The following is a 24681-nucleotide window of genomic DNA, read 5'->3' as shown; positions in this document are numbered from 1 at the left end:
TTCTCCCAATCAACGCAATCCGAGACCGCGAGCGATCATTCCGCGCAGGATGTCGCGCGTGCCGCCGCGCAGCGAGAACGAAGGCGAGGCCTCCGTCACGTACTTGAGGGTCAGCAGCAGCTCGACCGGCACATCCTCGACATCGCGCGCAAACAGGTCGTCGGCGATGGCCGCGGGAATCATCTGCTCCAGCGTGGTGCCCAGCTCTTTCACCAGTGCGGCCTCGACGATGGGGCTGGCGCCCTGGGTGAGCTTTTCCTGCACCGACACCGACATGGCGCGCAGCGGCGCGAGCTGCGTGAGCACCTTGCCCGCCAGCTGCCGCGCCGATTCGCTGCGGCCCTGGGGCGTGCGCACGTAGTCGAGCCACTGGTCGAACAGCACGATGGAGGAGAACAGGCGCTCGGGCCCGCTGCGCTCGAACGCCAGCTCGGCCGTGACCTGCTCCCAGCCCTGGCCTTCGGCGCCGATGAGGGCGTCGGCGCCCAGCTGCACGTTGTCGAAGAACACCTCGCAGAAATGGCTGTCACCCGACAGGTCCTCGATGGGTCGCACCGTGACGCCGGGCAGCGACAGGTCCACGATCACCTGCGACAGCCCCTTGTGGCGGTCTTCGGCGCTGCCCGAGGTGCGCACCAGCGCAATCATGTACTGGCAGTGGTGGGCATTGGTGGTCCAGATCTTCTGGCCGTTGAGCAGGAAACCCTGTTCGTTCGGCACGGCGCGCGTCTTCACGCTGGCCAGGTCCGAGCCCGCGTTGGGCTCGCTCATGCCGATGCAGAAAAACGCCTCGCCGCGGCACACGCGCGGGATGTAGAACTGCTTTTGCGCCTCGGTGCCGTATTTCAGGATCAGCGGCGCGCTCTGGCGGTCGGCGATCCAGTGCGAGCCCACGGGCGCGCCGCAGGCCAGGAACTCCTCGACCAGCACATAGCGCGTGAACGCGCTGCGCCCGCCGCCGCCGTATTGCGTGGGCAGCGTGATGCCCAGCCAGCCCTTTTGCCCGAGCTGGCGGCTCAGCTCGCTGCTGTAGCCGCCCCAGGAGCGCGCGCGGATGTGTGCGGGCAGGTCCTGGATGGCCTGCTGCAGGAAGGCGCGCACCTCGGCGCGCAGCGCCTCGTCTTCGGCGGGAATGCGCGTGAGCGCCAGTGAATCCAGAGTGCTCATCCTAAAACTCCATGGTCTTTGCAGGTCTGCAAGGGGGTGGGCGACAGGCCCAGGTGGCGGGCCAGCACGGCGGGGCGTTCGCTCATTGCAGCGGCACCTTGGCCTGGGTCACGATGCGCTTCCACAGGGCGATCTCGTTCTTCTGGAACTCGTGCATCTGCGCGGGGCCGCCGGTCATGGCGGTGGCGCCGATGCGCGCATAGAAGTCCCGGGTTTCGTCCATCCTGGAGATGGCGGTGAACAACTCGGCCAGTTTGGCGGTTTCGGCGGCGGGCGTCTTGGCGCTGACCATGGCGCCCACCCAGGTGTAGGCCTCGAAGCCCGGCAGCCCCGCTTCCGCGGCGGTGGGCACCTCTGGCGCGGCGGCCACGCGCTTGTCGGAGGCCACGGCCAGCACCTTCACGCGGCCACCCTTGGCCAGCTCCTGCACGGCGGTCACTTCGGCAAAGGTGTAGTCCACGGTGCCAGAGGCCACGGCCGTCATGGTTTCGCCGGCGCCCTTGAAGGGCACATGCACGGTGCTGATCTGGGCCTTGTCGTTGAGCAGTTCGCCCATCAGCTGGTAGCCGGCCGAGCCCGCGCCGAAGTTCACCTTGCCGGGGTGGGCCTTGGCATGGGCGATCAGGCCCTGGAGGTCGCTGTAGGGCGCCTTGGGCATGGTGGCGATCATGGCGGGCGAACGCATCATCATGGTCAATGGCGCGAAGTCGTTCACCGGGTCGTAGGGCAGCTCCTTGAACAGGGCCGCGTTCACGGCCAGCGTGGAGTTGCTGCCAATGAACACGGTATAGCCATCGGCCGGCGCGGAGAGCACCTGCTTGACGGCAATGAAGCCGTTGGCGCCGGGCTTGTTGTCCACCACCACGGGCTGGCCCGTGAGATCGCCCAGCTTGCGCGCGAAATAGCGCGCCGAGGTGTCGGTGCCGCTGCCGGGGCCAAAGGGCACGACGAACCTGATGGTCTTGGAGGGGAATGCCTGGGCTTGCACAGCGGGGGCCAGGGCGGCAGCGGCCAATGCCAGCAATGCGCCGGCCACGGTTCTACGGGATTGCGTCACGGTGTCTCCTTCGTCGACTCTGTTGTGGGTGCCCGTTCCTGTTGCGAGCCCTGCGCGGAACTGTAGGAACCGGTGACCATGCTGTCTAATATTAAAAATTCACAAACCGATATTTATTGGATATCACATGAACCTGCGCCAGCTGCGCCAGTTCGTCACCCTGGCGGAAACCGGCAACTTCCATCGCGCGGCCGAGCTGCTGCACATCGCCCAGCCGCCGCTGTCGGTATCGGTGCGCAAGCTGGAGGAAGAACTGGGCAGCCGGCTCTTTGAGCGCCACAGCACGGGGGTGCGCCTGACACCCGAGGGCGAGGCCATGCTGCCCGACGCGCGCCTGGCGCTGTTCCACGCAGAGCGCTGCCGGCAGGCCGTGGCCGACGCACGCGAGGGCCTGGGCGGGGTGCTGCGCCTGGGCATCATCGGCTCGGCCACCTATGCCCTGCTGCCCGAGCTGATCCCCTCGTTGCGGGCACGCTACCCGCAGATGGAGCTGGAGCTGTCGGAGGGCACCTCGGCCGAAATCCTCGATGGGCTGCTGGCACGCCGCTTTGATGTGGGGTTTGTGCGCTACCCGGTGCTGCATCCCGAGCCGTTCGCGCTTTTGCCCATGGACCGTGACGATTTCGTGCTGGCCGTGTCCGCGAACAGCCGGCTGGCACAACGCGGCGCCATCGCGCTGTCGGACGCGGCCGGAGAGCCCTTCATCATGTACCCGCAGGACAAGGTGCCCGGCCTCTCGGCCCTGGCGCTGCTGCGCTGCCAGCTCTCGGGCTTTGCACCGCGCGTGGCGCAGGAGGCGGCGCAGGTGCAGACCATCATGAGCCTGGTGGCCGCCGGCCTGGGCGTGGGCCTGGTGGCGGGCGTGGCGCGCCTGGTGATGCCGCCGGGCGTGAAATGCCTGGCGCTCACCGACACCCCGGCCGGCTTCCAGGTGGGCATTGCGCTGGCGCGGCGGGCGGGCGAGACCAGCCGGCTGGTGGAGCGCTTCACCGAGCATGCCATGGGCTTTTCCACCGTGCCGCGCCCCGCGCAGGAAATGGATAAAAGCAGGCTCTAGATCATATTGAAAAAACGCTTGCAAGCTATTATTTATATAGCGTTGCCAACCGCATGGCGTGCGGCAAAGTCCGCGTACCAGGCCAGGCAGCCCGGGTTGGCCATGGCGTCCTTGTTGACCACCGTGTCGATGGGCTGGCCCAGCAGCATTTTCTTGATGGGCAGTTCCTGCTTCTTGCCGCTCAGGGTGCGCGGCACCTCGGCCACGGCCACGATGGCGTCGGGCACGAAGCGCGGGCTCAAGCTGCTGCGGATGGCGGCGTTGATGCGCTCGCGCAGGGCGTCATCGAGCGTGCTGCCGGGGCGCAGCACCACGAACAGCGGCATGTAGCTGTTGCGGCCCAGGTATTCCAGGTCCACCACCAGGCTGTCGAGCACTTCGGGCAGGGCCTCGACCGCGCTGTAGATCTCGCTCGTGCCCATGCGCAGGCCATGGCGGTTGATGGTGGCGTCGCTGCGGCCATAGATGATGCAGCCGCCATTGCTGCCGATCTTGAGCCAGTCACCATGGCGCCACACGGCGCCCATCGCGGCCGGGCCATGGCCGCCACCGGGTCGGCGGCCATGGCCCGGCGGGTACATGTCGAAGTAGCTGGAGAGATAGCGTGAGCCGTCCTTGTCGCCCCACAGGAACAAAGGCATCGACGGGATGGGTTGCGTGCACACCAGCTCGCCCACCTCGTCCATCACCGGCACGCCCTCTGCGTTCCAGGACTCCACCGCCGCGCCGAGCATGCGGCACTGCATCTCGCCGGGCACCTGGGGCAGCTCGCGGTGCCCCCCCAGAAAGGCGCCACAGAAATCGGTGCCACCCGAGATGTTGTTCCACCAGACGCCGGGCTGCGGCTCCATGCCTGCCTGCGCGGGCGTGGACAGCCCGGCGGTGGCGGGCGTCTCGACCGCCAGGCGCCTGATGTCTCGGAACTGCGCCGTGCCCCACTGCTGCACCTCGGGCGACAGTGGCGAGCCGGTGGTGCCCAGCGCACGGATGCGGGTCAGGTCGCCACAGTCCCTGAGATCCAGCCCCGCCTTCATGCAATTGGCATAGAAGGCCGCCCCCGCGCCAAAGTAGGTGATGCCGGTCTCGGCTGCAAAGCGCCAGAGCCGGCCCCAGTCGGGCTGCTCCTTGCTGCCACCGGGGTTGCCGTCAAAGATGACGCAGGTGGTGCCCGAGAGCAGGCCTGCCATCTGCGCATTCCACATCACCCAGCCGGTGGAGCTGTACCAGTGGTAGCGTTCGCCCAGGCTGTTGGGTGCGTAGCTGCAACCCACGTCGTTGTGCAGCGCGCCGAGCTGCAGCGCCACCAGCAGCATGCCACCGTGGCCATGCACGATGGGCTTGGGCAAGCCGGTGGTGCCGCTCGAATAGACCACCCACAGCGGGTGGTCGAAGGGCAGCCACAGTGGCTCGAAAGCTGCCGTTTCCGCATCATTTCTGGCCGTAGCACCTCTCCAGTCTGCGCAATCAGCGACTGAAACCGTGGCATCCAGGTTGCCCAGCAGCAGCGTGTGCCGCACGCTGGGCAGGGCCGTGCGCAGCTCGGCCAGCACGGCCAGTCGGTCGAGGTCGCGGCCGCCGTAGGTCACGCCGTCCACGGCGATCAGCACCCTGGGCTCGATCTGGCGGAAGCGGTCGAGCACGGCATGCGTGCCCATGTCGGGCGCGCAGATGCTCCACACGCCGCCAATGCTCACCGTGGCCAGAAAGGCCACCATGGCCTCGGGCACGTTGGGCAGGTAGGCAGCCACCCGGTCGCCGGGCTGCACGCCCTGGGCCTTCAGGTGCAGTGCCAGCGACGCCACCTGGCGGCGCAGCTCGGGCCAGGGCAGTTCGCGGTGCTGGCCTTTTTCGTTGCGGCTGATGATGGCCGGCTGGCCGCCAGCGTGGGCCGCATCGGCATGGCGCAGCACCTGGCGGGCATAGTTGACCTGCGCGCCGGGGAACCACCGCGCGCCCGGCATGGTGTTTTTGGCCAGTACGGCGGTGTGCGGTGTCGGCGACTGGAGATCGAAGTAGTCCCAGATGCTTTGCCAGAACGCATCCAGGTCGGTGGTGGACCAGCGCCACAGGGCGTCGTAATCGGCAAACCGCAGGCCGCGCTGTTCGCGCAGCCAGTTCTGGTACCGGCGTATCTGGGGCAGGTAGGGGGGATGCATGGCGGCAAGCGTAGAGCGCCCGGTCCGCGCAGCGCCACGGGGTTTTACCGCGTGCCCAGTCGCTGGCGCGACACGCAGAAAACCGCGCCCGCAGCGCTTGCACCACGCCCAAATCCCCTACGATGCGCGACATCAATTCACAACGGAGAAAAATCCATGGGCTTCATGACCTGGAGGGAGAAAAGCGCCGACGCGCTGCAGCAAGGCGGCGTGATCGCACCCGATGAGCGCCTGCCCTGGCCACAAACGGGCGCCATGGGCGTGCAGCACGTGATTGCGATGTTCGGCGCGACGGTACTGGCGCCCATCCTCATGGGGTTCGACCCCAACCTGGCCATTTTGATGAGCGGCATCGGCACGCTGATCTTCTTCCTCGTCACCGGCGGCAAGGTGCCCAGCTACCTGGGTTCAAGCTTCGCCTTCATCGGCGTGGTGATTGCCGCCACGTCCTATGCCGGCAAGGGGCCCAACGCCAACATCGGCCTGGCGCTGGGCGGCATCATCGCCTGCGGCCTGCTCTACACCGCGATGGGTGCCATCGTGCAGATCATGGGCACGGGCTGGATCGAGCGCTTCATGCCGCCCGTGGTGACCGGCTCGGTGGTGGCGGTGATCGGCCTGAACCTGGCCGGCATCCCCATCAAGAACATGGCCGCCAGCAACTTCGACAGCTGGATGCAGGTGGTCACCTTCGTCAGCGTCGGCCTGGTGGCGGTGCTCACGCGCGGCATGGTGCAGCGCCTGCTGATCCTGGTGGGCCTGGTCGTGGCCAGCATCATCTACGCCGTGCTGACCAACGGCCTGGGCCTGGGCAAGCCACTCGACCTGTCGGCCGTGCTGGCCGCGCCCTGGTTCGGCATGCCCAGCTTTGCGGCCCCGGTGTTCAGTGCGCCGGCCATGCTGCTGATCGCGCCGGTGGTCATCATCCTGGTGGCCGAGAACCTGGGCCACATCAAGGCCGTCACGGCCATGACGGGCAGGAACCTCGACCAGTACATGGGCCGCGCCTTCATCGGCGATGGCATCGCCACGATGGTCAGCGGCGCGGCCGGCGGCACCGGGGTGACCACCTACGCAGAAAACATCGGCGTGATGGCGGCCACCAGGATCTATTCCACCGCCGTGTTCCTGGTGGCGGCGCTGATCGCCATCGTGCTGGGCTTCAGCCCCAAGTTCGGTGCCGTAATCCAGGCGATTCCGTTGCCGGTGATGGGGGGCGTGTCCATCGTGGTGTTCGGCCTGATCGCCGTGGCGGGTGCCAAGATCTGGGTGGACAACAAGGTCGATTTTTCGCAGAACAAGAACCTCATCGTGGCCGCCATCACGCTCATCCTGGGCACGGGCGACTTCACGCTCAAGTTCGGCCAGTTCGCGCTGGGCGGCATCGGCACCGCCACCTTTGGCGCCATCTTGCTGTACGCGCTGCTCAACCGCAAAGGCGGGTGATCGCCGGTCGCTAATGCGGGTAAACCCTTAGTATCTCGCCCGGCCCGGCTAAAATCCGCAGGTTGACCCGGCGCACCCGGTGCGCCGGTGCCCATCCACCGTTGCGGAGCTTTCCCCCATGTCCCTGGCCGATCGGGTACGCCACCCAGCCTTCCTTCAACGCGTCATGTCGGCCGAAGCGGCGGCAGCGCTCATTCCCAGCGGCGCCAACGTCGGCATGAGCGGTTTCACCGGTGCGGGCTACCCCAAGGCCGTTCCCCAGGCCATTGCCACCCGGGCCAGGGCCGAGCATGCCGCCGGCAAACCCTACAAGATCAACGTCTGGACAGGCGCCTCGACCGCCCCCGAACTCGATGGTGCCCTGGCCGCAGCCGATGCCCTGGGCCAGCGCCTGCCCTTCAACACCGATCCGACCTGCCGCGCCAAGATCAACGCGGGCGAGATCAACTTCATCGACATGCACCTGTCGCACGTCGCACAACACGCATGGTTTGGCTTTCTCGGCCCCATGCAGGTTGCCGTGATCGAAGTGCTGGGCGTCACGGCCGACGGCCTGCTGATCCCCTCCACAGCCGTGGGCAACAACAAGACCTGGCTGGAGGTTACCGACCAGGTGATCCTGGAGGTCAACACCAAGACTTCGGCACGGATGGAAGGCATGCACGACATCTACTACGGCACAGCCATTCCGCCGCGCCGCGTGCCCATCAACTTGACCCATGCGGACGACCGCATCGGCCAGCCGTATCTGCAGGTGGACCCGGCCAAGGTGATTGCGGTGGTCGAGACCCACCAGGGCGACCGCGACAACGTGTTTGCCACGCCGGACGAGAACTCCAACCAGATTGCCAGCCACATCATCGACTTTCTCGCGCACGAGATGAAGGTGGGCCGCCTGCCCAAGGAAATGCTGCCCATCCAGTCGGGCGTGGGCAACGTGGCCAACGCGGTGCTGGCCGGCCTGCTGCACGGGCCTTTCGAGAACCTGCTGGGCTTCACCGAAGTGCTGCAGGACGGCATGCTGGACCTGCTGCGGGCGGGCAAGATGGGCAAGGCCTCCGCCACGGCGATATCGCTGAGCCGCAGCGCCTACGAGGATTTCGAGAAGAACATCGACTTCTACCGCGAGCGCATCATCCTGCGCCCCCAGGAAATCTCCAACCACCCCGAGCTGGTGCGCCGCCTGGGCATCATTGCCATGAACTCGATGATCGAGGCCGACATCTACGGCAACATCAACTCCACCCACCTGATGGGCACGGGGATGATGAACGGCATCGGCGGCTCGGGCGACTTTGCGCGCAACGGCTACCTGTCGTTCTTCGTCACGCCCTCGGTGGCCAAGCACGGCGCCATCAGCTGCATCGTGCCCATGGTCTCGCATGTGGACCACACCGAGCACGACACGCAGATCATCGTCACCGAACAGGGCCTGGCCGACCTGCGCGGCCTGTCGCCGCGCCAGCGCGCCCAGGTCATCATCGACCGCTGCGCGCACCCTGATTTCCGCCCGCAGCTGCAGGACTACTTCGACCGCGCGCGCCAGCAGGGGCCACAGCACACGCCGCACATCCTGGGCGAAGCGCTGTCCTGGCATGAGCGTTTCGTGAAAACCGGCAACATGCGCCCGGCCTGACCGGGCTGCGCGGTGGCGACACCCGCCACCGCGCCGGCGCACAGATAATGCCGACCACGCTGGCACTGCCTGCCCCAAGGAGCCCCATGTCCGTCTGGAAGAAACCCATTTCGCTGTCTCTGCTCAACGAGACCAATGCCCGCACCGCCGCCACCCACCTGGGCATAGAAATCACCGAGGTAGGTGACGATTTCCTGCGCGGACGCGTGCCAGTGGACGAGCGCACCCGCCAGCCCTTCGGCATCCTGCACGGCGGTGTCAGCGTGGTGCTGGCCGAAACCCTGGGCTCCATCGGCGCCTTCTACGCCTGCCCCGAAGGCCACCGCGGCGTGGGGCTGGACATCAATGCCAACCACATCCGTGCCGCATCCAGCGGCTGGGTCACGGGCACGGCCCGCCCCGTGCACATTGGCCGCACCACGCAGGTGTGGCAGATCGACATGGCCAACGACGCGGGCGAGCTGACCTGCGTGTCCCGCATCACCATGGCCATCCTGGCGCCGAAGTAGGGTTCATCCCCCTGTGGCGCTGCGCGCCTTCCCCCTTCTCTCGACTTGCTGCGCAAGTCGGGAAGGGGGACACCACCAGCGCCGTACCCTGGAATGCTGGCGGCCCTTGCGCGGTGGTCCTGGTGGGGGCGGCGCCAGTTTCAGGGCGCCAGTTACGACGCATACGTTTTACGAAAAACGACCCTGGCACTTATTCACAAAGCGCGAATAGCCATGTTTTAAATAGCATTATTCGCTGTCGTTGCCAGCACCTCGCGCCAAGCGTTCGCTCTTCCAGTACACGTCATCGCCGCCGTCCATGCGGTTGAGCACGCGCGACAGCACGAACAGCAGGTCGGAAAGCCGGTTGAGGTAGTGGCGCGGGGTTTCGCGTGCGGCTTCCTGTTTGCCCAGCGCCACCACGGATCGCTCGGCGCGGCGCGCCACGGTGCGGCACACATGGGCCTGGGCCGCAGCGCGCGTGCCGGCAGGCAGGATGAACTCCTGCAGGCGCGGCAGCGCCGCGTTGTAATGCGCCAGCGCCGCATCGAGCTGCAGCACGGCCTCGTCCTTGAGCAGCTCGAACCCCGGAATCGACAGCTCGCCGCCCAGGTTGAACAGCTGGTGCTGCACGTCAATCAGCAGCTCGCGCACCTCCTGCGGCAGGGGCTCGCACAGCAGCAGGCCCAGGTGCGAATTGAGTTCGTCCACATCGCCCATAGCATGGGGGCGCGGGCTGTCCTTGGACACGCGTGTGTTGTCGCCCAGGCCGGTGGTGCCATCGTCGCCCGTGCGGGTGGCGATCTGTGTGAGTCGGTTGCCCATAGGTGCTCCTTGTACTGCGGCGCCCATTGTCCGTTACACCAGGCAGGCAAATGTTGACTGGGGCAACAGCAGGCAAAACTGCTGGCCCCGCACGGCATGCTGCGGTGCAATGAAACCCTGTTCAACTTTGACGGAGCTCTTCATCCCATGAAAGCCATTCAACGCCGCACCTCTGCCTTTGACGCCCGCAGCGTATTGTTGTTCGCCGCACTCTCGCTGGGCGGCGCCGCTGCCCTGCAGGCCCAGACCGCACCGGCCACGGCGCCCAAGGCACAAGGGGGCCCATCGCTCGGACCCGCCACGTCTTCTCCCAAACCCGCCGCGCCCGCTGGAATGGGTCCTTCCGCCGCGGCCGCCTTTGACCGCGCCGATGCCAATGCCGACGGCAAGCTCAGCCCCGAGGAAGCCGCTACGCTGCCAGCCATCGGGAACCGCTTCGAGCAGCTCGACACCGACCGCGACGGCAGCCTGTCGCGCGCCGAATTCGACAAGGGAGCCAAGCCCTGACCCTTGAAACACCGGCGGCACGACAGCCGCCACGTCCCTTGAAAACGCTGCGCCGTGGTGAGGCTTACCGCCCCATCACGGCGCATTGCCAGGTGCCCGGTGGTATTCTTTTGCGCTACCCGGAGACCGCCATGAACGCCCCTGCCACCGCCTCGCACCTGCTGCCCGCCATCCATCTGCGCGAGGTGCCCCAGGCCCTCATCGACGCGCTGCAAAACCGCTTTGGTGCGCAGTGCTCGCTGGCGCAGGCCGTGCGCGAACAGCATGGTCGCGACGAAGGCTCGCTGCAGGCCCCACCGCCCTCGGCCGTGGTGTTTGCCGAAAGCACGCGCGACGTGGCCGATGCCGTGGCGCTGGCCAGCCAGTACGAGGTGCCGGTGATTCCCTACGGCGCCGGCTCGTCGCTCGAAGGCCACCTGCTGGCCGTGCAGGGCGGCATCAGCATCGACGTGGGCCGCATGAACCGGGTGCTCAGCATCAACGCCGACGACCTCACCGTGACGGTGCAGCCCGGCATCACGCGCAAGGCATTGAACGAGGCCATCAAGGACACCGGCCTGTTCTTCCCCATCGACCCCGGCGCCGACGCCAGCATCGGCGGCATGAGCGCCACGCGCGCCAGCGGCACCAACGCCGTGCGCTACGGCACCATGCGCGAGAACGTGCTGGCGCTCGAAGTCGTCACGGCCAGCGGCGAGGTCATCCGCACCGGCACGCGCGCCAAGAAGAGCAGCGCGGGCTACGACCTCACGCGCCTGATGGTGGGCAGCGAAGGCACGCTGGGCGTGATCACCGAAGTGACGGTGCGCCTGTACCCGCTGCCTGAGGCCGTGAGCGCCGCGATCTGCTCGTTTCCGAGCATCGAGGCCGCCGTGCGCACCACCATCCAGACCATCCAGCTCGGCGTGCCCATCGCGCGGGTCGAGCTGATCGACCGCCACAGCGTGCGCATGGTCAACGCGCACAGCAAGCTCGGCCTGCGCGAAGAGCCCATGCTGCTGATGGAATTCCACGGCTCACCCGCCAGCGTGCAGGAACAGGCGGAAACCGTGCAGGAGATCGCCCGCGAGTTCGGCGGCAACGCCTTTGAATGGGCCAGCACGCCCGAAGAGCGCACGCGGCTGTGGACGGCGCGGCACAACGCCTACTTCGCCGCCGTGCAAAGCCGCCCGGGCTGCCGCGCCATCAGCACCGACACCTGCGTGCCCATCAGCCGCCTGGCCGACTGCCTGCTCGAATCGGTGGACGAAGCCGAGGCCAGCGGCATCCCCTACTTCCTGGTCGGCCATGTGGGCGACGGCAACTTCCACTTCGGCTACCTACTCGACCCGAACATCCCCCAGGAGCGCATCACCGCCGAAGCCCTGAACCACAAGCTGGTGGCGCGGGCTCTCAGCATGGGCGGCACCTGCACCGGCGAGCACGGCGTGGGCCTGCACAAGATGGGCTTCCTGGTCGACGAAACCGGCGCGGGCGCGGTGGACATGATGCGCGCCATCAAGCGGGCACTGGACCCGAAGAACATCCTGAATCCGGGGAAGATTTTTGCGCTGTGAACTGGCAGCACGGATTTCAGAAGCGCCGCTTGCGGCGCTTTTTTATTGCCCTGACCTTACCCCTGAAAAGTGGCGTGCCTGGTACGTGTTCAACATCTTTTGAACACTAGCGCCAGGAACGCCTGGTGGATGAACTGCAGGCTGGTGTTGAGCAGGCTCTTCTTCCATCCCCCCGTTTTTCCAGGTCTGCGCGGCAGAGCCAGAGCATTGCCGATGCCGATGCCGATGCCGATGCCGTGCGGCAGGGTACATGCGTTGTTCGGACAGGGCTGCAGGCTACCGCCGCGGCCAACGCAGGGCGGTCTGCAATGCCGGGAAAACCCTGAGCCACGGACCTTGCCATGCGCGGTTTCTGCCCCTAAACTTTCGACATATCAGAGGTCAGATAACTGAAGTCAAGTAAGATGAATGTCTCCACCCATCCCGGAACGGCCTGCGGCTATCCCGATCTTCCCCAGCCGTTGAAGCACGGCGCGGGTGCGCGGGTGGCGGGCACGGTGTATGCGGGCCTGGGTTCCGCAGGTTCGGCATGGTTCGGGTTGAGCCTGGCGGCTCCTTCGCCGGCCTGGGTGGTGCGGGCGCCCTTTCCCGGCGCGCCCCGTGAGCAGGCAGTGGCGGTGGCTTCCGCTGGCGCCGTCTATGTGTTTGGCGGGCTGGGCCTGGCGGCCGACGGCCGCAGCCAGGTGCTGTTCGATGACATCCACCGCTACGACCCCGTGGCCGATGCCTGGGAGTTGCTGCCGGTGCACGCGCCGGTGGGGCTGCTGGGCGCAGCGGCCTGCGCGCTGGCTGATGGCCGCATTCTGTTCCTCGGGGGGGCCAGCAAGGCGGTGGTGGAAGGGTTCTTGGCCCGCCTGGCCGAGGCCGGGGATGATGAGGCGCAGCGCCTGGCCGTCACGCGGGACTACCTGGAGCGCGAGCCGAAGGCCTATGGCTTCAATGCCGAGGCCCTGTGCTTCGACCCGGTGACGCAGCGCTGGCAGGGGCTGGGCCGCCTGCCGTTCGCGCCCACGCTGGGCGCCGCCGTGGCCCGGGAGGGCGGGTGCGTGGCCTTGGTCCAGGGCGAACTCAAGCCCGGGCTGCGGTCCCGCGATGCCTGGCAGGCCCGGGTGGGCGCCACAGCGCTGGACTGGCAGCCGCTGCCCTGCCCGCCAGCGGCCGGCGGTGCGCCGGAGCCGGAGGGGCTGGCCGGTGCCTTTGCCGGTTATGTGGACGGAAGCCTGCTGGTGGCAGGGGGCACGAATTTTCCGGGCGCCTGGGCGCAGTACCGGGCGGGCCGGCGGTACGCGCATGAAGGGCTTGCCAAGACCTGGCATGGCGATGTCCATGCGCTGGTGGGCGGTGCGTGGCGCCGCGTGGGTTCGCTGCCCTGGGGGCTGGCCCATGGGCTGGCGTTCCCCGTGCCGCAGGGGCTGCTGCTGGTCGGTGGCGAACGGCAGGGCGGCGCGGCCAGTGCCGCCGTGCAGTGCCTGCGCTGGGATGGCGTCGCGGCCCACGGTTGCGCCCAAGGTGACAGGCCATGACGCAAGGTGTCGCATACTTGGTATGCCCTCTTAAGACTTCTGTTGTCCGACGAGTGGCGTCCGCCCAATGAACACCGAAGGGAATCAATCCATGGCCACCCGTGTACCCGCATACCGACAAGCCCAGTTGGAGATCAAACGCTTTATCGAAGTCAATCGCCTGGGGATGGGCGATCCGCTGCCGCCCGAGGCCGTGCTGGCCAAGGAGCTGGGCATCAGCCGGCCGTCGCTGCGCGAAGGCATGAAGGCGCTGGAATCCCTGGGGATCGTCGAGTCGCGCCATGGCGAAGGGGTCTTCGTGGCACCGTTCTCGTTCGACACCATCATCGAGAACCTGCCGTATTCCATCGTTGCCGACGGCAAGAGCCTGTATGACCTGCTGCAGGTGCGGGCGGCCATCGAACTGGGCGTGGTGACCCAGGTGGTGGACCGGATCAGCCCCCAAGACAAGGCGCGCCTGCGCGAACTGGCCGAACACATGGTGGCCGCCGCCAAGGAGGGCCGGGACTTCGAGCAGGAAGACGGCGAGTTCCACGCCACGATGTACCGTTGCCTGGACAACCCCTTCCTGTCGCGCCTGATCGACCTGTTCTGGCGGGTGTTCCACCGCCTCAACCAGTCGGACACCGCTCCGGACCATTGGGCGCTGGAGTCCACCGCCCAGGACCACCTGCGCATTGCCGAAGTGATCGACCGGGGCGACAAGGCCGCCTTGCTGGAAGAACACCAGAAGCATTTCCGCGCCATCTTCAGCCGCCTGCAGCAGGCCGCGTCCCAGGGCACTGCGGCACAGGGGCGGCAGGCCCAGGCGCTGGTGCAGCAGGTAGCCGCTGGCGGCCTGGACCTGGCGGGCCGACTGGAGCGATTGAACAAATGACACGCTGCCGGCCCGTGCCGCCGGTGCGATTTCTGCCCCCTTACCCCTCACCCTCAACCCGCAACCAAGGATAGATGACATGGTATTGAAGAGAAGTCTCGCTGTGGCCGGCCTGCTGATGACCATGGCCCTGGGGGCCCAGGCGGCCGACAAGGTCCTGATCGGGGCCTTTGACGTCGGCCCGGGTGGCAACCCGCAGAAGTTCAACCCGCTGACGGCCAGCGCGGGCTTCACCTGGTACAACAAGTACTTCAATACCCTGGCGCTGTACGACGTCAACTTCGAGCGCATCTCGGGCGATCTGGCCCAGGGCTGGAGCGTCTCGCCCGACGGCAAGGCCATCACCTTCAATCTGCGCAAGGGCGTCAAGTGGCACGACGGCAAGCCCTTCACCTCCAAGGACGTCAAGTTCACCCTGGATCTGGTGCGCAACCCTGACCTGGGCAGCGTGTTTGCCCCGCGCCTGGACAGCATCACGGGCATCACCACCCCCGACCCGCAGACGGTGGTCCTCACGCTGAGCGAACCCAACACGCCCATCCTGGACACGCTGACCAACCTGATGATCGTGCCCGAGCACCAGCTCTCGGGCATCTCGGTCAAGGATCTGCGCAACGCCGACTGGTGGCGCGCCAGCCCGGTGGGAACCGGGCCATTCAAGTGGAGCAAATACGAGGCCGACCAGTATGTCGAACTGGTCGCCAACCCCGACTACTTCCGGGGCCGCCCCAAGCTCGACAAGCTGATCAACCGCTACTACAAGGACGGTGGCGCGGCCGCGATAGCGCTGCAGGCGGGCGAGATCCAGTTCAGCTACCTGACCATGGACCAGGTCAAGGAGAGCCAGAAGAATGGCGCCTTCAAGGTGGTTTCCGGCGCCTCGCAGGTGCTCAACTACCTGGGCTTCAACAATGCCGAGCCACGGTTCAAGGACGTTCGCGTGCGCCAGGCCATGATGATGGCGATCGACCGCGCCAGCATCGTCAAGAGCCTGTACGGCGGGCAGGCGGTGCTGGGCAACTGCATCTACACGCAAAAGCAGTACGTGGCGGGCGACCTGAACCCCTACGCCTACAACCCCGCCAAGGCGCGCCAGCTGCTGGCGGAAGCGGGCTGGAACGGCATCAAGGGCGAGCCCCTGGAACTGCTGACCTACTACGGCGACCAGCTCTCCAAGGACGTGGTGGCCACCATCCAGGCCCAGCTGGCCGATGTCGGCGTCCAGGTCGTGCCCCGTTTCCTGGACGGTCCGGGCTTCTCCCGGGTGGTCGACTCCGGCCGGTTCACGCTGGTGTTCGCGGGCGGCGGCAACGGCCCCGAGCCGGACACGCTGGCGCCGCTGCTGGACTCGGCCTACGCGCCCCCCAAGGGCCTGAACCGGATGCGCGTGGCCTTGCCCGAACTCGACAAACTGTTCGACGAAGGCCGCCAGGAAACCCAGGCCGCCAAGCGGCCCGAGATCTACAAGAACATCTGCCGCGTGACCAACGCCAAGCTGCCCTGGGGGCCGCTGTGGGTCTCTCACCGCTTTGGCGGCATTGGCAACAAGGTGCAGAACATGGTGTGGACCCCCGCGCCGGGCGGTGGCCGCTACCAGGACAACGCGGAAACCTGGAGCGTTCAGTAAGGGTGGACCCTGGCCCGCGCATTCAGGGGAATGGCGGGCCGCACAAGACCCTCGCGATGTGACTGCAACACCCGGCAAGCCGCCGGGGTGGATCGACTCATGCCTGCATTTTTGCTCAAACGCCTGCTCGTCAGCCTGCCGACCTTCCTGGCCATCCTGGCCCTGGTCTTCGTGCTTGTGAACGCCGCGCCTGGCGACCCCGTGGATGCCTTCGTGCCGCCCGGCCAAAGCCTCAGCCTGGAGCAGAAGGAAATGCTGCGCCACGAAATGGGCCTGGACCGGCCGCTGCCCGTGCGCTTTGGCCTGTGGCTGGCCCAGGTGGCCCGCGGGGACCTGGGCTACCGCTACAAGGACGGTGAACCCGTGTACCGCACCATCATGTCGCGGGTGCCCGCCACGCTGATGCTCACCTTTGCTGGGCTGGGCCTGGGCGCGGTGCTGGGCGTGGCGCTGGGCCTGGTGGCGGCGCGCCGGCCCCATGGCAAGCTGGATTTCGCGTTGTCGCTGCTGGCCTACCTGGGCATCAGCGGGCCAGCCTTTCTGCTGGGCATCCTGGCGATGTACGTGTTCGCGCTGCTGCTGGGCTGGTTCCCGACGGCGGGCTACGCCACGCCGGGCGACGGCAGCTGGCAGGACGTGCTGCACCACCTGGTGCTGCCGGCCTCGGTGCTGTCGATCCAGTTCATTGCGATCCTGATGCGCTACACCCGCTCCAGCGTGCTGGAGGTGCAGAGCCAGGATTTCATGCGCACGGCCAGTGCCAAGGGCTTGAGCCGCACCCAGGCCTTGCTGTCGCACGCGTTCCCGAACGCCCTGATTCCCATCGTCACGGTGATCGGCGCCAATTTCAGTGCGCTGATCGGCGGCGCCGTGTTCCTGGAGACGGTGTTCTCCTGGCCCGGCATGGGCACGCTGTTCATCGACGGCGTCGAGACGCGGGACTACCCCCTGATCATGGGCATCACGCTCTTCATGGCGGTCGCCATCCTCGCGGTCAACGTGCTGACCGATGTCATTTACGCGTGGATCGACCCACGCATCTCCCTGCGCTGAAGCCATGACCACCCCTGCTGCCCCTGCATCCCCCGTCCGGGGGACCAGCCCGATCCGGGCCAAGTTCCGGCGCTTTGCCTCCGACCGCATCGCCATGACCGGCGTGGTGATGTTCGCCGTCGTGGCGCTGCTGTGCATCTTCGCGCGCCAGATCTGCGCCTTCGACCCCAACGGGATCGATCTCACGGCGGCGCGCCAGGCGCCCAATGCCGTGCACTGGCTGGGCACCGACCAGACCGGCCGCGACATGCTGGCGCGCACCCTGGCGGCGGGCCAGATCTCGCTGCTGGTGGGCGTGTGCAGCGTGCTGATCGCGCTGGTCATCGGCACGGTGCTGGGCGCGCTGGCGGGGTACTTCGGGGGCTGGATCGACAACCTGGTGATGCGCCTGGTCGATGTCGTCATGACCTTTCCCACCGTCATCGTGCTGCTGACCCTGTCGGCAGTCATCGGCTCGGGCACCGCCAACACCATCTGGATCATCGGCGCACTGTCCTGGCCCCTGGCCTGCCGCCTGGTGCGGGCCCGCGTGCTGAGCATCCGCGAGGCGGACTTCGTGGCCGCCGCGCGGGTCATGGGAGCGGGTGACCTGTACATCATTGCGCGCCACTGCATTCCCAACACCACCGACGTGCTGGTGGTGTTTGCCAGCCTCGGTTTCGTCGCGGCCATCATGGCCGAGGCGGGGCTGTCGTTCCTCGGGCTGGGGGTGCAGCTGCCCGACGCCAGCTGGGGCAGCCTGCTGTCGATTGCCCGCGAGGCCTCGGTGCTCAAGCAATACCCCTGGATATGGCTCCCCGCGGGCCTGTTCATCGTCTTTACCGCGCTGGCCGCCAACTTCATTGGTGACGGCCTGCGCCATGCCTTCGATCCCAAGTCCAACAAGGAGTCCGTTGAATGAGTTCCCTGAAATTACACGGCGTCGTGCCCCCCGTCGTCACGCCGTTGACCCCCGATTTTCACGTCGACAAGCCGGCGCTGCGCCGTGTGGTCCGGCATCTGCTGGACGGCGGCGTGCATGGCCTGTTCGTGCTCGGATCGACCAGCGAATGCGTGTTCCTCAACGAGTTCCAGCGGTCCGAGGTGCTGGCCACCATCGCGCAGGAGAACAACGGCCAGGTGCCGATGGTCGCCGGCACCATGGACCCCGCCACCGACCGGGTGGTGGAGCATGCCCGCCAGGCCCGTGCGGCCGGCGTGGACGGCCTGGTGGTGACGGCGCCTTTCTACACCCGCACCAGCCAGGCAGAGACCATCGACCACTTCCGCATGGTGCGCGACGCGGTGGACCTGCCCATCCTGGCCTACGACCTGCCGGTGTGCGTGCACACCAAGCTGGAGCGGCCCACGCTGCGCACCCTCTATGAGGACGGCGTGATCTGCGCGCTCAAGGACAGCAGCGGTGACGACGGCAACATGCGCATGGTGATGCGCGACTTCGCGGGCCGGGACGACTTCTCCATCCTCACCGGATCGGAAATCGTCTGCGACTACGCGATGCTTGGCGGCGCGCACGGCATCGTGCCGGGCCTGGGCAACGTGGATCCGGCCGGTTATGTGCGCCTGTACGACGCCGCGCGGCGCGGCGACTGGACGGCGGCCCGCGCCGAGCAGGAGCGCCTCATCGCGCTGTTCCAGATCGTGTTCCAGGGCGTCCCCCAGACCAGCCCCAACGCGTCTGGCGTCGGCGGCTTCAAGACCGCGATGCAGCTGATGGGCCTGATTCCGCACCGCCACATGAGCCGCCCCAACAAGCCGCTGTCCGACGAGCAGGCCGACCGCGTGAAGGCCATCCTCATCCAGGGCGGATTGCTCTGACCGGCACCAGCAAAGCGCAGGGGAACATGGTGATGCCAGACGCTACTTTGGTGCTCGACGTTCGGGATCTGAGCACCCGCTTCGCCACGCCGCACGGGGAGATCAAGGCCGTCAACGGCATCAGCTTCCAGGTGCGGCGTGGCGAAACCCTGGCCCTGGTCGGTGAGTCGGGCAGCGGCAAATCGGTGACCTCGCTGTCGCTGATGCAGCTGCTGGGCGGGCGGGCGCAGCTCAGCGGAGAGTGCTGGCTGCATGCGGGAGGCGGCCAGCCGGCGCGCAACCTGCTGGCGCTCAGCCCGCGCCAGATGCGGGATGCGCGCGGACGGCAGCTGGCCATGGTCTTTCAGGAGCCCATGACCTCGCTGAACCCGCTGCAGCGCATTGGCGACCAGGTGGCCGAGGCCATGGAGATCCATGGCCTGGCGCGGGGGCGCGAGGCGCAGCAGCGGGCCGTCGAACTGCTCGCGCTGGTCGGTATCTCCGACCCCGCGCTGCGGGCGCGCCAATACCCGCACCTGCTGTCCGGCGGCATGCGCCAGCGCGTGATGATCGCCATGGCGCTGGCCTGCAAGCCGGCGCTGCTGATTGCCGACGAGCCCACCACGGCGCTGGATGTGACCATCCAGGCGCAGATCCTGCGGCTGATCCGGCGGCTGCAGGCGGAGGTCGGCATGGGCGTGCTCTTCATCACCCACGACATGGGCGTGGTGGCGCAGGTGGCCGACCGCGTGGCGGTCATGTATGGCGGCCAGCTGGTGGAGCAGGCCAGCACGGCGCAGCTGTTCCGCAATCCGCGCCACCCGTACACCCGCGGCCTGCTCGATGCCGTGCCGCGGCCTGGTGCCAGCGGGCCGCTGAAGGGCATCCCCGGGCAGGTCGAGGTGGTCTACGGCGAGCCCGTGGGCTGCCGCTTTGCCAACCGCTGCTCCCGTGCCGACGAGCGTTGCCGCAGCGTCTCTCCGGCCTGGGACGCCGCGTCCAGCCACCCCGTGCGCTGCCATTACCCCCTTCTGCCATGAGCGCCTCCCTCCCTCCTCCTTCCGATGCCCTGCTGCAGTTCGACCAGGTCTGCATGCAGTTCGACACCCGGCGTGGCTTCTTCCAGCCGGCGCGCAGCCTGCATGCGCTCACCGACATCTCGTTTTCCCTGCGGCCCGGTGAAATCCTCGGGGTCGTGGGTGAGTCGGGCAGCGGCAAGTCCACCCTGGGCAAGCTGGCGCTGCGCCTGCTCGATCCCAGCCGCGGCACCGTGTCGTATGCCGGACGCGACCTGGCGGGCTACCGCGGCCGCGAGCTCAAGCGGCTGCGCTGCGACCTGCAGATGGTGTTCCAGGACCCCCACTCGGCACTCAACGGGCGCATGTCGATCGAGCAATGCCTGCTGGAGCCGCTGCAGCTGCACCGGCGGGGCACGCGGGCCGAGCAGCAGCAGGAGATCCGCCGGCTGCTGGATGTGGTGAATCTGCCGCATGCCGTGCTGACGCGCTACCCGCACGAGCTGTCGGGCGGGCAGAAGCAGCGGATCGTGATCGCCAGGGCCCTGGCGCTCAAGCCCCGGGTGCTGGTGGCCGACGAGGCCGTGGCCGCGCTCGACGCATCGGTGAAGGCCCAGATCACGAACCTGCTGCTCGAACTGCGCGAGCAGCTCGGCCTGGCCATCGTGTTCATCACCCACGACCTGCCGCTGGTGCACACGCTGTGCGACCGGGTGCTGGTGCTCTACCTGGGCCGCATGATGGAGCTGGCCCCCCGGCAGGCGCTGCACGACGGAGGCCAGCACCCCTACACCCAGGCCCTGTGGCGCAGCTCGCCCGTGGCCGACCCGGAGCAGCACATGCTGGACGCGGAGGCGGTCGGTGGCGAGATTCCCAGCCCGCTCAATCCCCCGGCAGGCTGCGTGTTCCACACCCGCTGCCCGCACGCACAGCCGCGCTGCGGACAGACGCCGCCCCCGGCCATGGAGCTGGGCACGGCCGCCGCGGCGCATTCCGTGCGGTGCTGGCTGCACGAGGGCGCGCCTGCCGCGCCCGCCGCCGGCTGCGCCCCCATGCCTGGCCGCCCTGCCGGATTCATTCCCACCCTCTGAGCGTTGCACGCCGCACGCCCCCGTATCCCGAGTTTTCCATGTCCCCTTCCCCCGCTATGCCCCTTTCGCCCCTTCCGCAGTGGCTGGCCGTGCAGCAGCACGGGCTGGTCGTTTCCTGCCAATCCCTGCCTGGCAGCGCCATGGACCGCACCGACATCGTGGTCGCCATGGCGCAGGCCGCGGTCGATGGCGGTGCCGTTGCGCTGCGCATCGAAGGCGTTGCCAACGTGCGGGCCGTGGCCGCCGCCGTGCGGGTGCCGGTCATCGGCATCGTCAAGCGCGACCTGCAGGACTCGCCCGTGCGCATCACGCCGTTCGTGCAGGACGTGCAGGACCTGGCCGCGGCAGGCGCGCGCATCATCGCTTTCGATGCGACCCACCGCGTGCGCCCGGCCAGCGTCCAGGCTCTGCGGGACGCCGTGCATGCCGCCGGGTGCGTGGCGATGGCCGACTGCGCGACCGATGCCGACGGGCTGGCGGCCTGGGCCCTGGGCTGCGAGCTGATCGGCACCACCTTGTCCGGCTACACCGAGGAGACCGCCCACCTGTCGGGCGAGGAGCCCGATTTCGGGCTGGTCGAACGGCTCGCGCGCGCGGGCTGCCGCGTGGTCGCCGAGGGCCGGCTGCGCACGCCGGCCCAGGCCGCGCAGGCGCTGCGCAGTGGCGCCTTCGGGGTCACGGTGGGCTCGGCCATCACGCGCATCGAGCACATCACCGAATGGTTTGCCCACGCCCTGCAGCGTGCGCACGCGGATGCGGGGGTGCAGGCATGACCCTGGCCATCGACATCGGCGGCACCAAGATCGCCGCCGCCACCGTGATCGATGGCGTCTGCCACGATCGCCGGCAACTGCCCATGCCCGCGAGCGAGCCGGAGTTCCTGGCCACCCTGGCGGCGCTGGCCCAAGGCCGCCCGGCGCCCGCGCTGGCCGCCGTCGCCGTGACCGGCTACACCGACGGGGAGCGGGTGCGCGGCGTCAACCGCAACACCATTGCGTTCTGGAACGACTACCCGCTGGTGCCGCGGCTGCGCGCGCTGCTGCGTTGCCCGGTGCTGGCCCTCAACGATGCCCAGGCCGCGGCCTGGGGCGAATACGGCTTGCGCCAGGCGGAGTGCAGCAACCTGCTGTACCTCACCTTGTCCACGGGTGTGGGGGGCGGGCTGGTCCTGGATGGCGAATTGCGGCGGGGCGCGCAGGGGCTGGCCGGGCACCTGGGCCACATGGCGGTCGATGTGGCGCCCACCGATGGGCCCATGGTCTGCGGCTGCGGGCGTCGGGGCTGTCTTGAAACCGTGGCCTCGGGCACGGCGCTGGCCCGGCAGGCCAGCGGGCGGTTCGGGCGGGTGCTGGGCAGTGCGGAATTGTTCGATCGGGTCGCGCAGGGCGTGCCCGAGGCGCAGGACATCCTGTGGCGTGCCGCGCGGGCGGTGGCCAGCGCCGTGGCCAGTGCCCATGCCCAGCTGGACCTGCAGCAGGTGGTGCTGGGCGGCAGCGTGGGGCTGGCGGCGGGCATGCGCGCGCTGGTGGAGGCGGCGCTGGCCGAGTTGCCGCCGCTGTACCGCCTGCCGGTCGATGTGGCGCGCCTGGGGGCCGACGCCGGCCTGGTCGGCGTCGCGGCCTGGGCCGTGCGCCAGCCGTTGCAGGGGCAGGCATGACGTCCCGCACGATCGACGGCTGCATCCTCACGCCGCAGGGCTTCGTGGCGGGCCAGGTGGTGCTCGACGGGGGGCTCATCGCGGCCGTCCGGGGGACGCCCATGGCCACCGAGGCGGTGCTGCAGGGCGGCGCGCCGGTGGTTCTGCCCGGGTTCATCGACCTGCATGTCCACGGCGGCAACGGGTTTGACATCATGCAGGGCGGCGACGCGGTGCAGCAGGTGGCGCGCTGCCACGCCCAGCATGGCAGCACCACGCTGCTGGCCACCACGATGACCGCACCCATGCCCGAGATCGAGGCCGCTTTGCGGGCGCTGGCGCCGGCCTGCCGCGAGCGCCCCCGGCAGGGCGCGCGCGTGCTGGGCGTGCACCTGGAGGGCCCCTACATCAACCACCGCCGCCTGGGGGCGCAGCCGGCCTTCGCCCGGCCGCTGGCGCTGGCCGAAATGCAGGCGCTGAACGCACTCGCGCCGATCCGGCTCATCACCCTGGCGCCCGAGATCGAGGGGCACCTGGAACTGGTGGCCCCCCTGCGGGCCTCGGGGTTCGTGGTGCAGATCGGCCACACCAGTGGCTCTTACGAGGACGGCCTGGCCGCCCTGGCGCAAGGGGCCACGGGCTTCACCCACCTGTTCAACGCGATGACCCCGCTGCACCACCGCGAGCCGGGCATGGTGGGGGCGGCCCTGGCGCATGCGCGCTATGCCGAGATCATTCCCGATCTGCAGCATGTGCACCCGGGAGCGATCCGGGCGGCGCTGCGCGCCATTCCCTGCCTGTTCTGCGTCACCGACTCGACGGCCGCCACGGGCATGCCGGACGGCGAATACAGCCTGGGCCAGCAGCGCGTGCACAAATGCCTGGGCGGGGTGCGGCTGGCCGATGGCACGCTGGCCGGCAGCGTGCTCACCATGGACCAGGCGCTGCGCAATCTGGTGTTCGAGATCGGCCTGCCCCTGGATGACGCGGCGCGGCGCGTCTCGACCTATCCGGCCGACCACCTTGGCGCCGCCGGGCTGGGCCGCATTGCGCCCGGCCTGAGCGCGGACCTGGTGGTGATGGACCGTGGACTGCAACTGCAACGTGTACTCGTACAAGGAGAAGAAATTGAACTCGTCCAACATGCGCGCTGAGGCGCTACAGGCGCCGCAGGTGGTTGCCCGCCTGCTCGATCAGGACCGGGAGGTGTATGCCGCCCTGGGCGCCGATCTGCGTGCGCACCCGCCCGAGGGCATGCTGACCGTCGCGCGGGGCAGCTCCGACCACGCTGCGCATTTCATGGCCTATCTGGTGATGGCCCGGCTGGGGCGGCTGGTGACCTCGTTGCCCATGTCCCTGGTCACGCTGTACCAGGCGCAGCTGCACACCCGGGGCCTGGTGTCGGTGGCGTTCTCCCAGTCCGGGCAGAGCCCCGATCTCATCGCCCCCACGCGTTTTCTGCGCGAGAACGGCGCGCGGACCCTGGCCGTGGTGAACGACGTTGAATCGCCCCTGGCCCGGGCGGCGCATTGGGTGCTGCCCCTGCACGCCGGCCCGGAAACCAGCGTGGCCGCGACCAAGAGCTACATCGCGCAATTGGTGAGCGGCGCGCGGCTGGTGGCGTCCTGGCAGGGCGACCCGGCCTTGCATGCGGCGCTGGAGGCGCTGCCCCAGGTGCTGCAGCGGGCCGCCCAGCAGGACTGGCAGGCGGCGGTGCCGGCGCTGCTCCAGGCCGACCGGCTGTTCGTCATCGGACGCGGCACCGGGCTGGCCATCGCCATGGAGGCGGCGCTCAAGTTCAAGGAAACCTGCGCGCTGCAGGCAGAGGCGTTCTCGGGCGCCGAGGTCAAGCATGGTCCGATGGCCCTGGTCGAGGCCGGCTACCCGCTGCTGGTGTTCGCCCCCCGGGGGCCCGCGCAGGCGGGCTTGCTGGCCCTGGCCGACGAGATGCGGGGGCGGGGCGGGCATGTGCTGCTGGCCGCTCCCGAGGGAACGCCGGGCGCGCAGCTGCCGCTGGTGGCCACGGGCCATGAGGATCTGGATGCGATCGCTGCGATCCAGAGTTTTTATCCGATGGTCGAGGCCCTGGCCCGCGCGCGCGGCTACAACCCCGACCTGCCGCGCCACCTGTCGAAGGTGACTCTCACCCAGTGAGACCCTGATCCA

Annotated in this window: 22 protein-coding genes; 18 read left to right on the top strand and 4 right to left on the bottom strand. The window is 68.3% G+C overall.

The features are described from left to right. Nucleotides 1-9: 9 nt before the first annotated feature. Complete coding sequence (locus tag K225_RS0101770) at nucleotides 10-1167, bottom strand: acyl-CoA dehydrogenase family protein (RefSeq protein ID WP_026434808.1); 1158 nt, start codon at nucleotides 1165-1167, stop codon at nucleotides 10-12. Between the two features lie 82 nt (nucleotides 1168-1249). Next, complete coding sequence (locus tag K225_RS0101765; protein WP_026434807.1) at nucleotides 1250-2224, bottom strand: tripartite tricarboxylate transporter substrate binding protein; 975 nt, start codon at nucleotides 2222-2224, stop codon at nucleotides 1250-1252. A gap of 127 nt (nucleotides 2225-2351) precedes the next feature. Here K225_RS0101765 and K225_RS0101760 point away from each other — a divergent pair, with 127 nt between their 5' ends. Continuing rightward, nucleotides 2352-3281, top strand: a complete 930-nt coding sequence (locus K225_RS0101760) for a LysR family transcriptional regulator (protein WP_026434806.1) — start codon at nucleotides 2352-2354, stop codon at nucleotides 3279-3281. A gap of 32 nt (nucleotides 3282-3313) precedes the next feature. Here K225_RS0101760 and K225_RS0101755 read toward each other — a convergent pair whose 3' ends face one another. Then, nucleotides 3314-5437 (bottom strand): acetoacetate--CoA ligase, encoded by a 2124-nt coding sequence (locus K225_RS0101755; RefSeq protein WP_026434805.1) that lies wholly within the window; start codon nucleotides 5435-5437, stop codon nucleotides 3314-3316. A 156-nt stretch (nucleotides 5438-5593) separates the two neighbouring features. Between K225_RS0101755 and K225_RS0101750 the strand changes: the two genes are divergently transcribed. The 3 genes from K225_RS0101750 (at nucleotide 5594) to K225_RS0101740 (ending at nucleotide 9028) form a co-directional block, all read left to right on the top strand. Then, nucleotides 5594-6883 carry a solute carrier family 23 protein gene (locus K225_RS0101750; RefSeq protein WP_026434804.1) on the top strand — a complete coding sequence of 430 codons (1290 nt, stop codon included), beginning with the start codon at nucleotides 5594-5596 and terminating at the stop codon, nucleotides 6881-6883. A 118-nt stretch (nucleotides 6884-7001) separates the two neighbouring features. Beyond that, nucleotides 7002-8519: an acetyl-CoA hydrolase/transferase family protein gene (locus K225_RS0101745; RefSeq protein ID WP_026434803.1), complete on the top strand. Its 1518-nt coding sequence runs from the start codon at nucleotides 7002-7004 to the stop codon at nucleotides 8517-8519. 86 nt (nucleotides 8520-8605) lie between these two features. Continuing rightward, nucleotides 8606-9028, top strand: a complete 423-nt coding sequence (locus K225_RS0101740; protein ID WP_026434802.1) for a hotdog fold thioesterase — start codon at nucleotides 8606-8608, stop codon at nucleotides 9026-9028. A 228-nt stretch (nucleotides 9029-9256) separates the two neighbouring features. Here the strand turns inward: K225_RS0101740 and K225_RS0101735 are convergent, their stop codons facing one another. Further along, nucleotides 9257-9832 (bottom strand): cob(I)yrinic acid a,c-diamide adenosyltransferase, encoded by a 576-nt coding sequence (locus tag K225_RS0101735; RefSeq protein ID WP_026434801.1) that lies wholly within the window; start codon nucleotides 9830-9832, stop codon nucleotides 9257-9259. Between the two features lie 147 nt (nucleotides 9833-9979). Between K225_RS0101735 and K225_RS0101725 the strand changes: the two genes are divergently transcribed. From K225_RS0101725 to K225_RS0101660, 14 genes are all read left to right on the top strand, one after another. Then, nucleotides 9980-10339: an EF-hand domain-containing protein gene (locus K225_RS0101725; protein ID WP_026434800.1), complete on the top strand. Its 360-nt coding sequence runs from the start codon at nucleotides 9980-9982 to the stop codon at nucleotides 10337-10339. Nucleotides 10340-10470: 131 nt separating this feature from the next. Continuing rightward, nucleotides 10471-11895, top strand: a complete 1425-nt coding sequence (locus K225_RS0101720; protein WP_026434799.1) for an FAD-binding oxidoreductase — start codon at nucleotides 10471-10473, stop codon at nucleotides 11893-11895. 404 nt (nucleotides 11896-12299) lie between these two features. Continuing rightward, entirely contained in the window at nucleotides 12300-13418 is a 1119-nt protein-coding gene (locus K225_RS0101715) for a YjhT family mutarotase (RefSeq protein WP_081679574.1), read from the top strand. Between the two features lie 91 nt (nucleotides 13419-13509). Next, complete coding sequence (locus tag K225_RS20155) at nucleotides 13510-14295, top strand: FadR/GntR family transcriptional regulator (RefSeq protein WP_162143875.1); 786 nt, start codon at nucleotides 13510-13512, stop codon at nucleotides 14293-14295. 79 nt (nucleotides 14296-14374) lie between these two features. Then, entirely contained in the window at nucleotides 14375-15922 is a 1548-nt protein-coding gene (locus tag K225_RS0101705) for an ABC transporter substrate-binding protein (RefSeq protein ID WP_026434797.1), read from the top strand. Nucleotides 15923-16021: 99 nt separating this feature from the next. After that, nucleotides 16022-16975 (top strand): ABC transporter permease, encoded by a 954-nt coding sequence (locus tag K225_RS0101700; protein WP_026434796.1) that lies wholly within the window; start codon nucleotides 16022-16024, stop codon nucleotides 16973-16975. A gap of 4 nt (nucleotides 16976-16979) precedes the next feature. After that, nucleotides 16980-17876, top strand: coding sequence for an ABC transporter permease (locus K225_RS20150; protein ID WP_034711569.1), 897 nt, complete (start codon nucleotides 16980-16982; stop codon nucleotides 17874-17876). After that, nucleotides 17873-18793, top strand: coding sequence for a dihydrodipicolinate synthase family protein (locus K225_RS0101690; protein ID WP_026434795.1), 921 nt, complete (start codon nucleotides 17873-17875; stop codon nucleotides 18791-18793). Before K225_RS20150 ends, K225_RS0101690 begins: the two co-directional genes overlap by 4 nt. 26 nt (nucleotides 18794-18819) lie before the next feature. After that, a complete protein-coding gene (locus tag K225_RS0101685) occupies nucleotides 18820-19812 on the top strand; it encodes an ABC transporter ATP-binding protein (protein WP_202900005.1) in 993 nt (330 codons plus the stop codon). Then, nucleotides 19809-20879: an ABC transporter ATP-binding protein gene (locus K225_RS20145; protein WP_051248585.1), complete on the top strand. Its 1071-nt coding sequence runs from the start codon at nucleotides 19809-19811 to the stop codon at nucleotides 20877-20879. Before K225_RS0101685 ends, K225_RS20145 begins: the two co-directional genes overlap by 4 nt. Nucleotides 20880-20917: 38 nt before the next feature. Beyond that, the gene (locus K225_RS0101675; RefSeq protein ID WP_202900004.1) at nucleotides 20918-21652 is read left to right on the top strand and encodes an N-acetylmannosamine-6-phosphate 2-epimerase; all 735 of its coding nucleotides are present in this window, start codon (nucleotides 20918-20920) and stop codon (nucleotides 21650-21652) included. Continuing rightward, entirely contained in the window at nucleotides 21649-22536 is an 888-nt protein-coding gene (locus K225_RS0101670; protein WP_026434792.1) for an ROK family protein, read from the top strand. Before K225_RS0101675 ends, K225_RS0101670 begins: the two co-directional genes overlap by 4 nt. Next, entirely contained in the window at nucleotides 22533-23669 is a 1137-nt protein-coding gene (nagA, locus tag K225_RS0101665) for an N-acetylglucosamine-6-phosphate deacetylase (RefSeq protein WP_026434791.1), read from the top strand. Before K225_RS0101670 ends, nagA begins: the two co-directional genes overlap by 4 nt. Next, a complete protein-coding gene (locus K225_RS0101660) occupies nucleotides 23659-24669 on the top strand; it encodes an SIS domain-containing protein (RefSeq protein WP_026434790.1) in 1011 nt (336 codons plus the stop codon). Before nagA ends, K225_RS0101660 begins: the two co-directional genes overlap by 11 nt. The last annotated feature ends 12 nt before the right edge of the window (nucleotides 24670-24681 follow it).

It is taken from the genome of Acidovorax sp. JHL-9, assembly GCF_000426205.1.
In the GTDB taxonomy this organism is placed as follows: domain Bacteria; phylum Pseudomonadota; class Gammaproteobacteria; order Burkholderiales; family Burkholderiaceae_C; genus Acidovorax; species Acidovorax soli.
Note: the sequence above shows the minus strand (reverse complement) of the source record. Positions and strands in the feature narration are given on the sequence as shown.

Bases quoted from the DNA above. Each gene is read 5' to 3' on its own strand.
- K225_RS20150 (WP_034711569.1), top strand. From the start codon at position 16,980: ATGACCACCCCTGCTGCCCCTGCATCCCCCGTCCGGGGGACCAGCCCG.
- K225_RS20155 (WP_162143875.1), top strand. From the start codon at position 13,510: ATGGCCACCCGTGTACCCGCATACCGACAAGCCCAGTTGGAGATCAAA.
- K225_RS0101705 (WP_026434797.1), top strand. From the start codon at position 14,375: ATGGTATTGAAGAGAAGTCTCGCTGTGGCCGGCCTGCTGATGACCATG.
- K225_RS0101750 (WP_026434804.1), top strand. From the start codon at position 5,594: ATGGGCTTCATGACCTGGAGGGAGAAAAGCGCCGACGCGCTGCAGCAA.
- K225_RS0101760 (WP_026434806.1), top strand. From the start codon at position 2,352: ATGAACCTGCGCCAGCTGCGCCAGTTCGTCACCCTGGCGGAAACCGGC.
- K225_RS0101770 (WP_026434808.1), bottom strand. From the start codon at position 1,167: ATGAGCACTCTGGATTCACTGGCGCTCACGCGCATTCCCGCCGAAGAC.
- K225_RS0101715 (WP_081679574.1), top strand. From the start codon at position 12,300: ATGAATGTCTCCACCCATCCCGGAACGGCCTGCGGCTATCCCGATCTT.
- K225_RS0101685 (WP_202900005.1), top strand. From the start codon at position 18,820: ATGGTGATGCCAGACGCTACTTTGGTGCTCGACGTTCGGGATCTGAGC.
- K225_RS0101725 (WP_026434800.1), top strand. From the start codon at position 9,980: ATGAAAGCCATTCAACGCCGCACCTCTGCCTTTGACGCCCGCAGCGTA.
- K225_RS0101755 (WP_026434805.1), bottom strand. From the start codon at position 5,437: ATGCATCCCCCCTACCTGCCCCAGATACGCCGGTACCAGAACTGGCTG.
- K225_RS0101745 (WP_026434803.1), top strand. From the start codon at position 7,002: ATGTCCCTGGCCGATCGGGTACGCCACCCAGCCTTCCTTCAACGCGTC.
- K225_RS0101735 (WP_026434801.1), bottom strand. From the start codon at position 9,832: ATGGGCAACCGACTCACACAGATCGCCACCCGCACGGGCGACGATGGC.
- K225_RS0101700 (WP_026434796.1), top strand. From the start codon at position 16,022: ATGCCTGCATTTTTGCTCAAACGCCTGCTCGTCAGCCTGCCGACCTTC.
- K225_RS0101675 (WP_202900004.1), top strand. From the start codon at position 20,918: ATGTCCCCTTCCCCCGCTATGCCCCTTTCGCCCCTTCCGCAGTGGCTG.
- K225_RS0101660 (WP_026434790.1), top strand. From the start codon at position 23,659: ATGCGCGCTGAGGCGCTACAGGCGCCGCAGGTGGTTGCCCGCCTGCTC.
- K225_RS0101670 (WP_026434792.1), top strand. From the start codon at position 21,649: ATGACCCTGGCCATCGACATCGGCGGCACCAAGATCGCCGCCGCCACC.
- nagA (WP_026434791.1), top strand. From the start codon at position 22,533: ATGACGTCCCGCACGATCGACGGCTGCATCCTCACGCCGCAGGGCTTC.
- K225_RS0101740 (WP_026434802.1), top strand. From the start codon at position 8,606: ATGTCCGTCTGGAAGAAACCCATTTCGCTGTCTCTGCTCAACGAGACC.
- K225_RS0101690 (WP_026434795.1), top strand. From the start codon at position 17,873: ATGAGTTCCCTGAAATTACACGGCGTCGTGCCCCCCGTCGTCACGCCG.
- K225_RS0101720 (WP_026434799.1), top strand. From the start codon at position 10,471: ATGAACGCCCCTGCCACCGCCTCGCACCTGCTGCCCGCCATCCATCTG.
- K225_RS20145 (WP_051248585.1), top strand. From the start codon at position 19,809: ATGAGCGCCTCCCTCCCTCCTCCTTCCGATGCCCTGCTGCAGTTCGAC.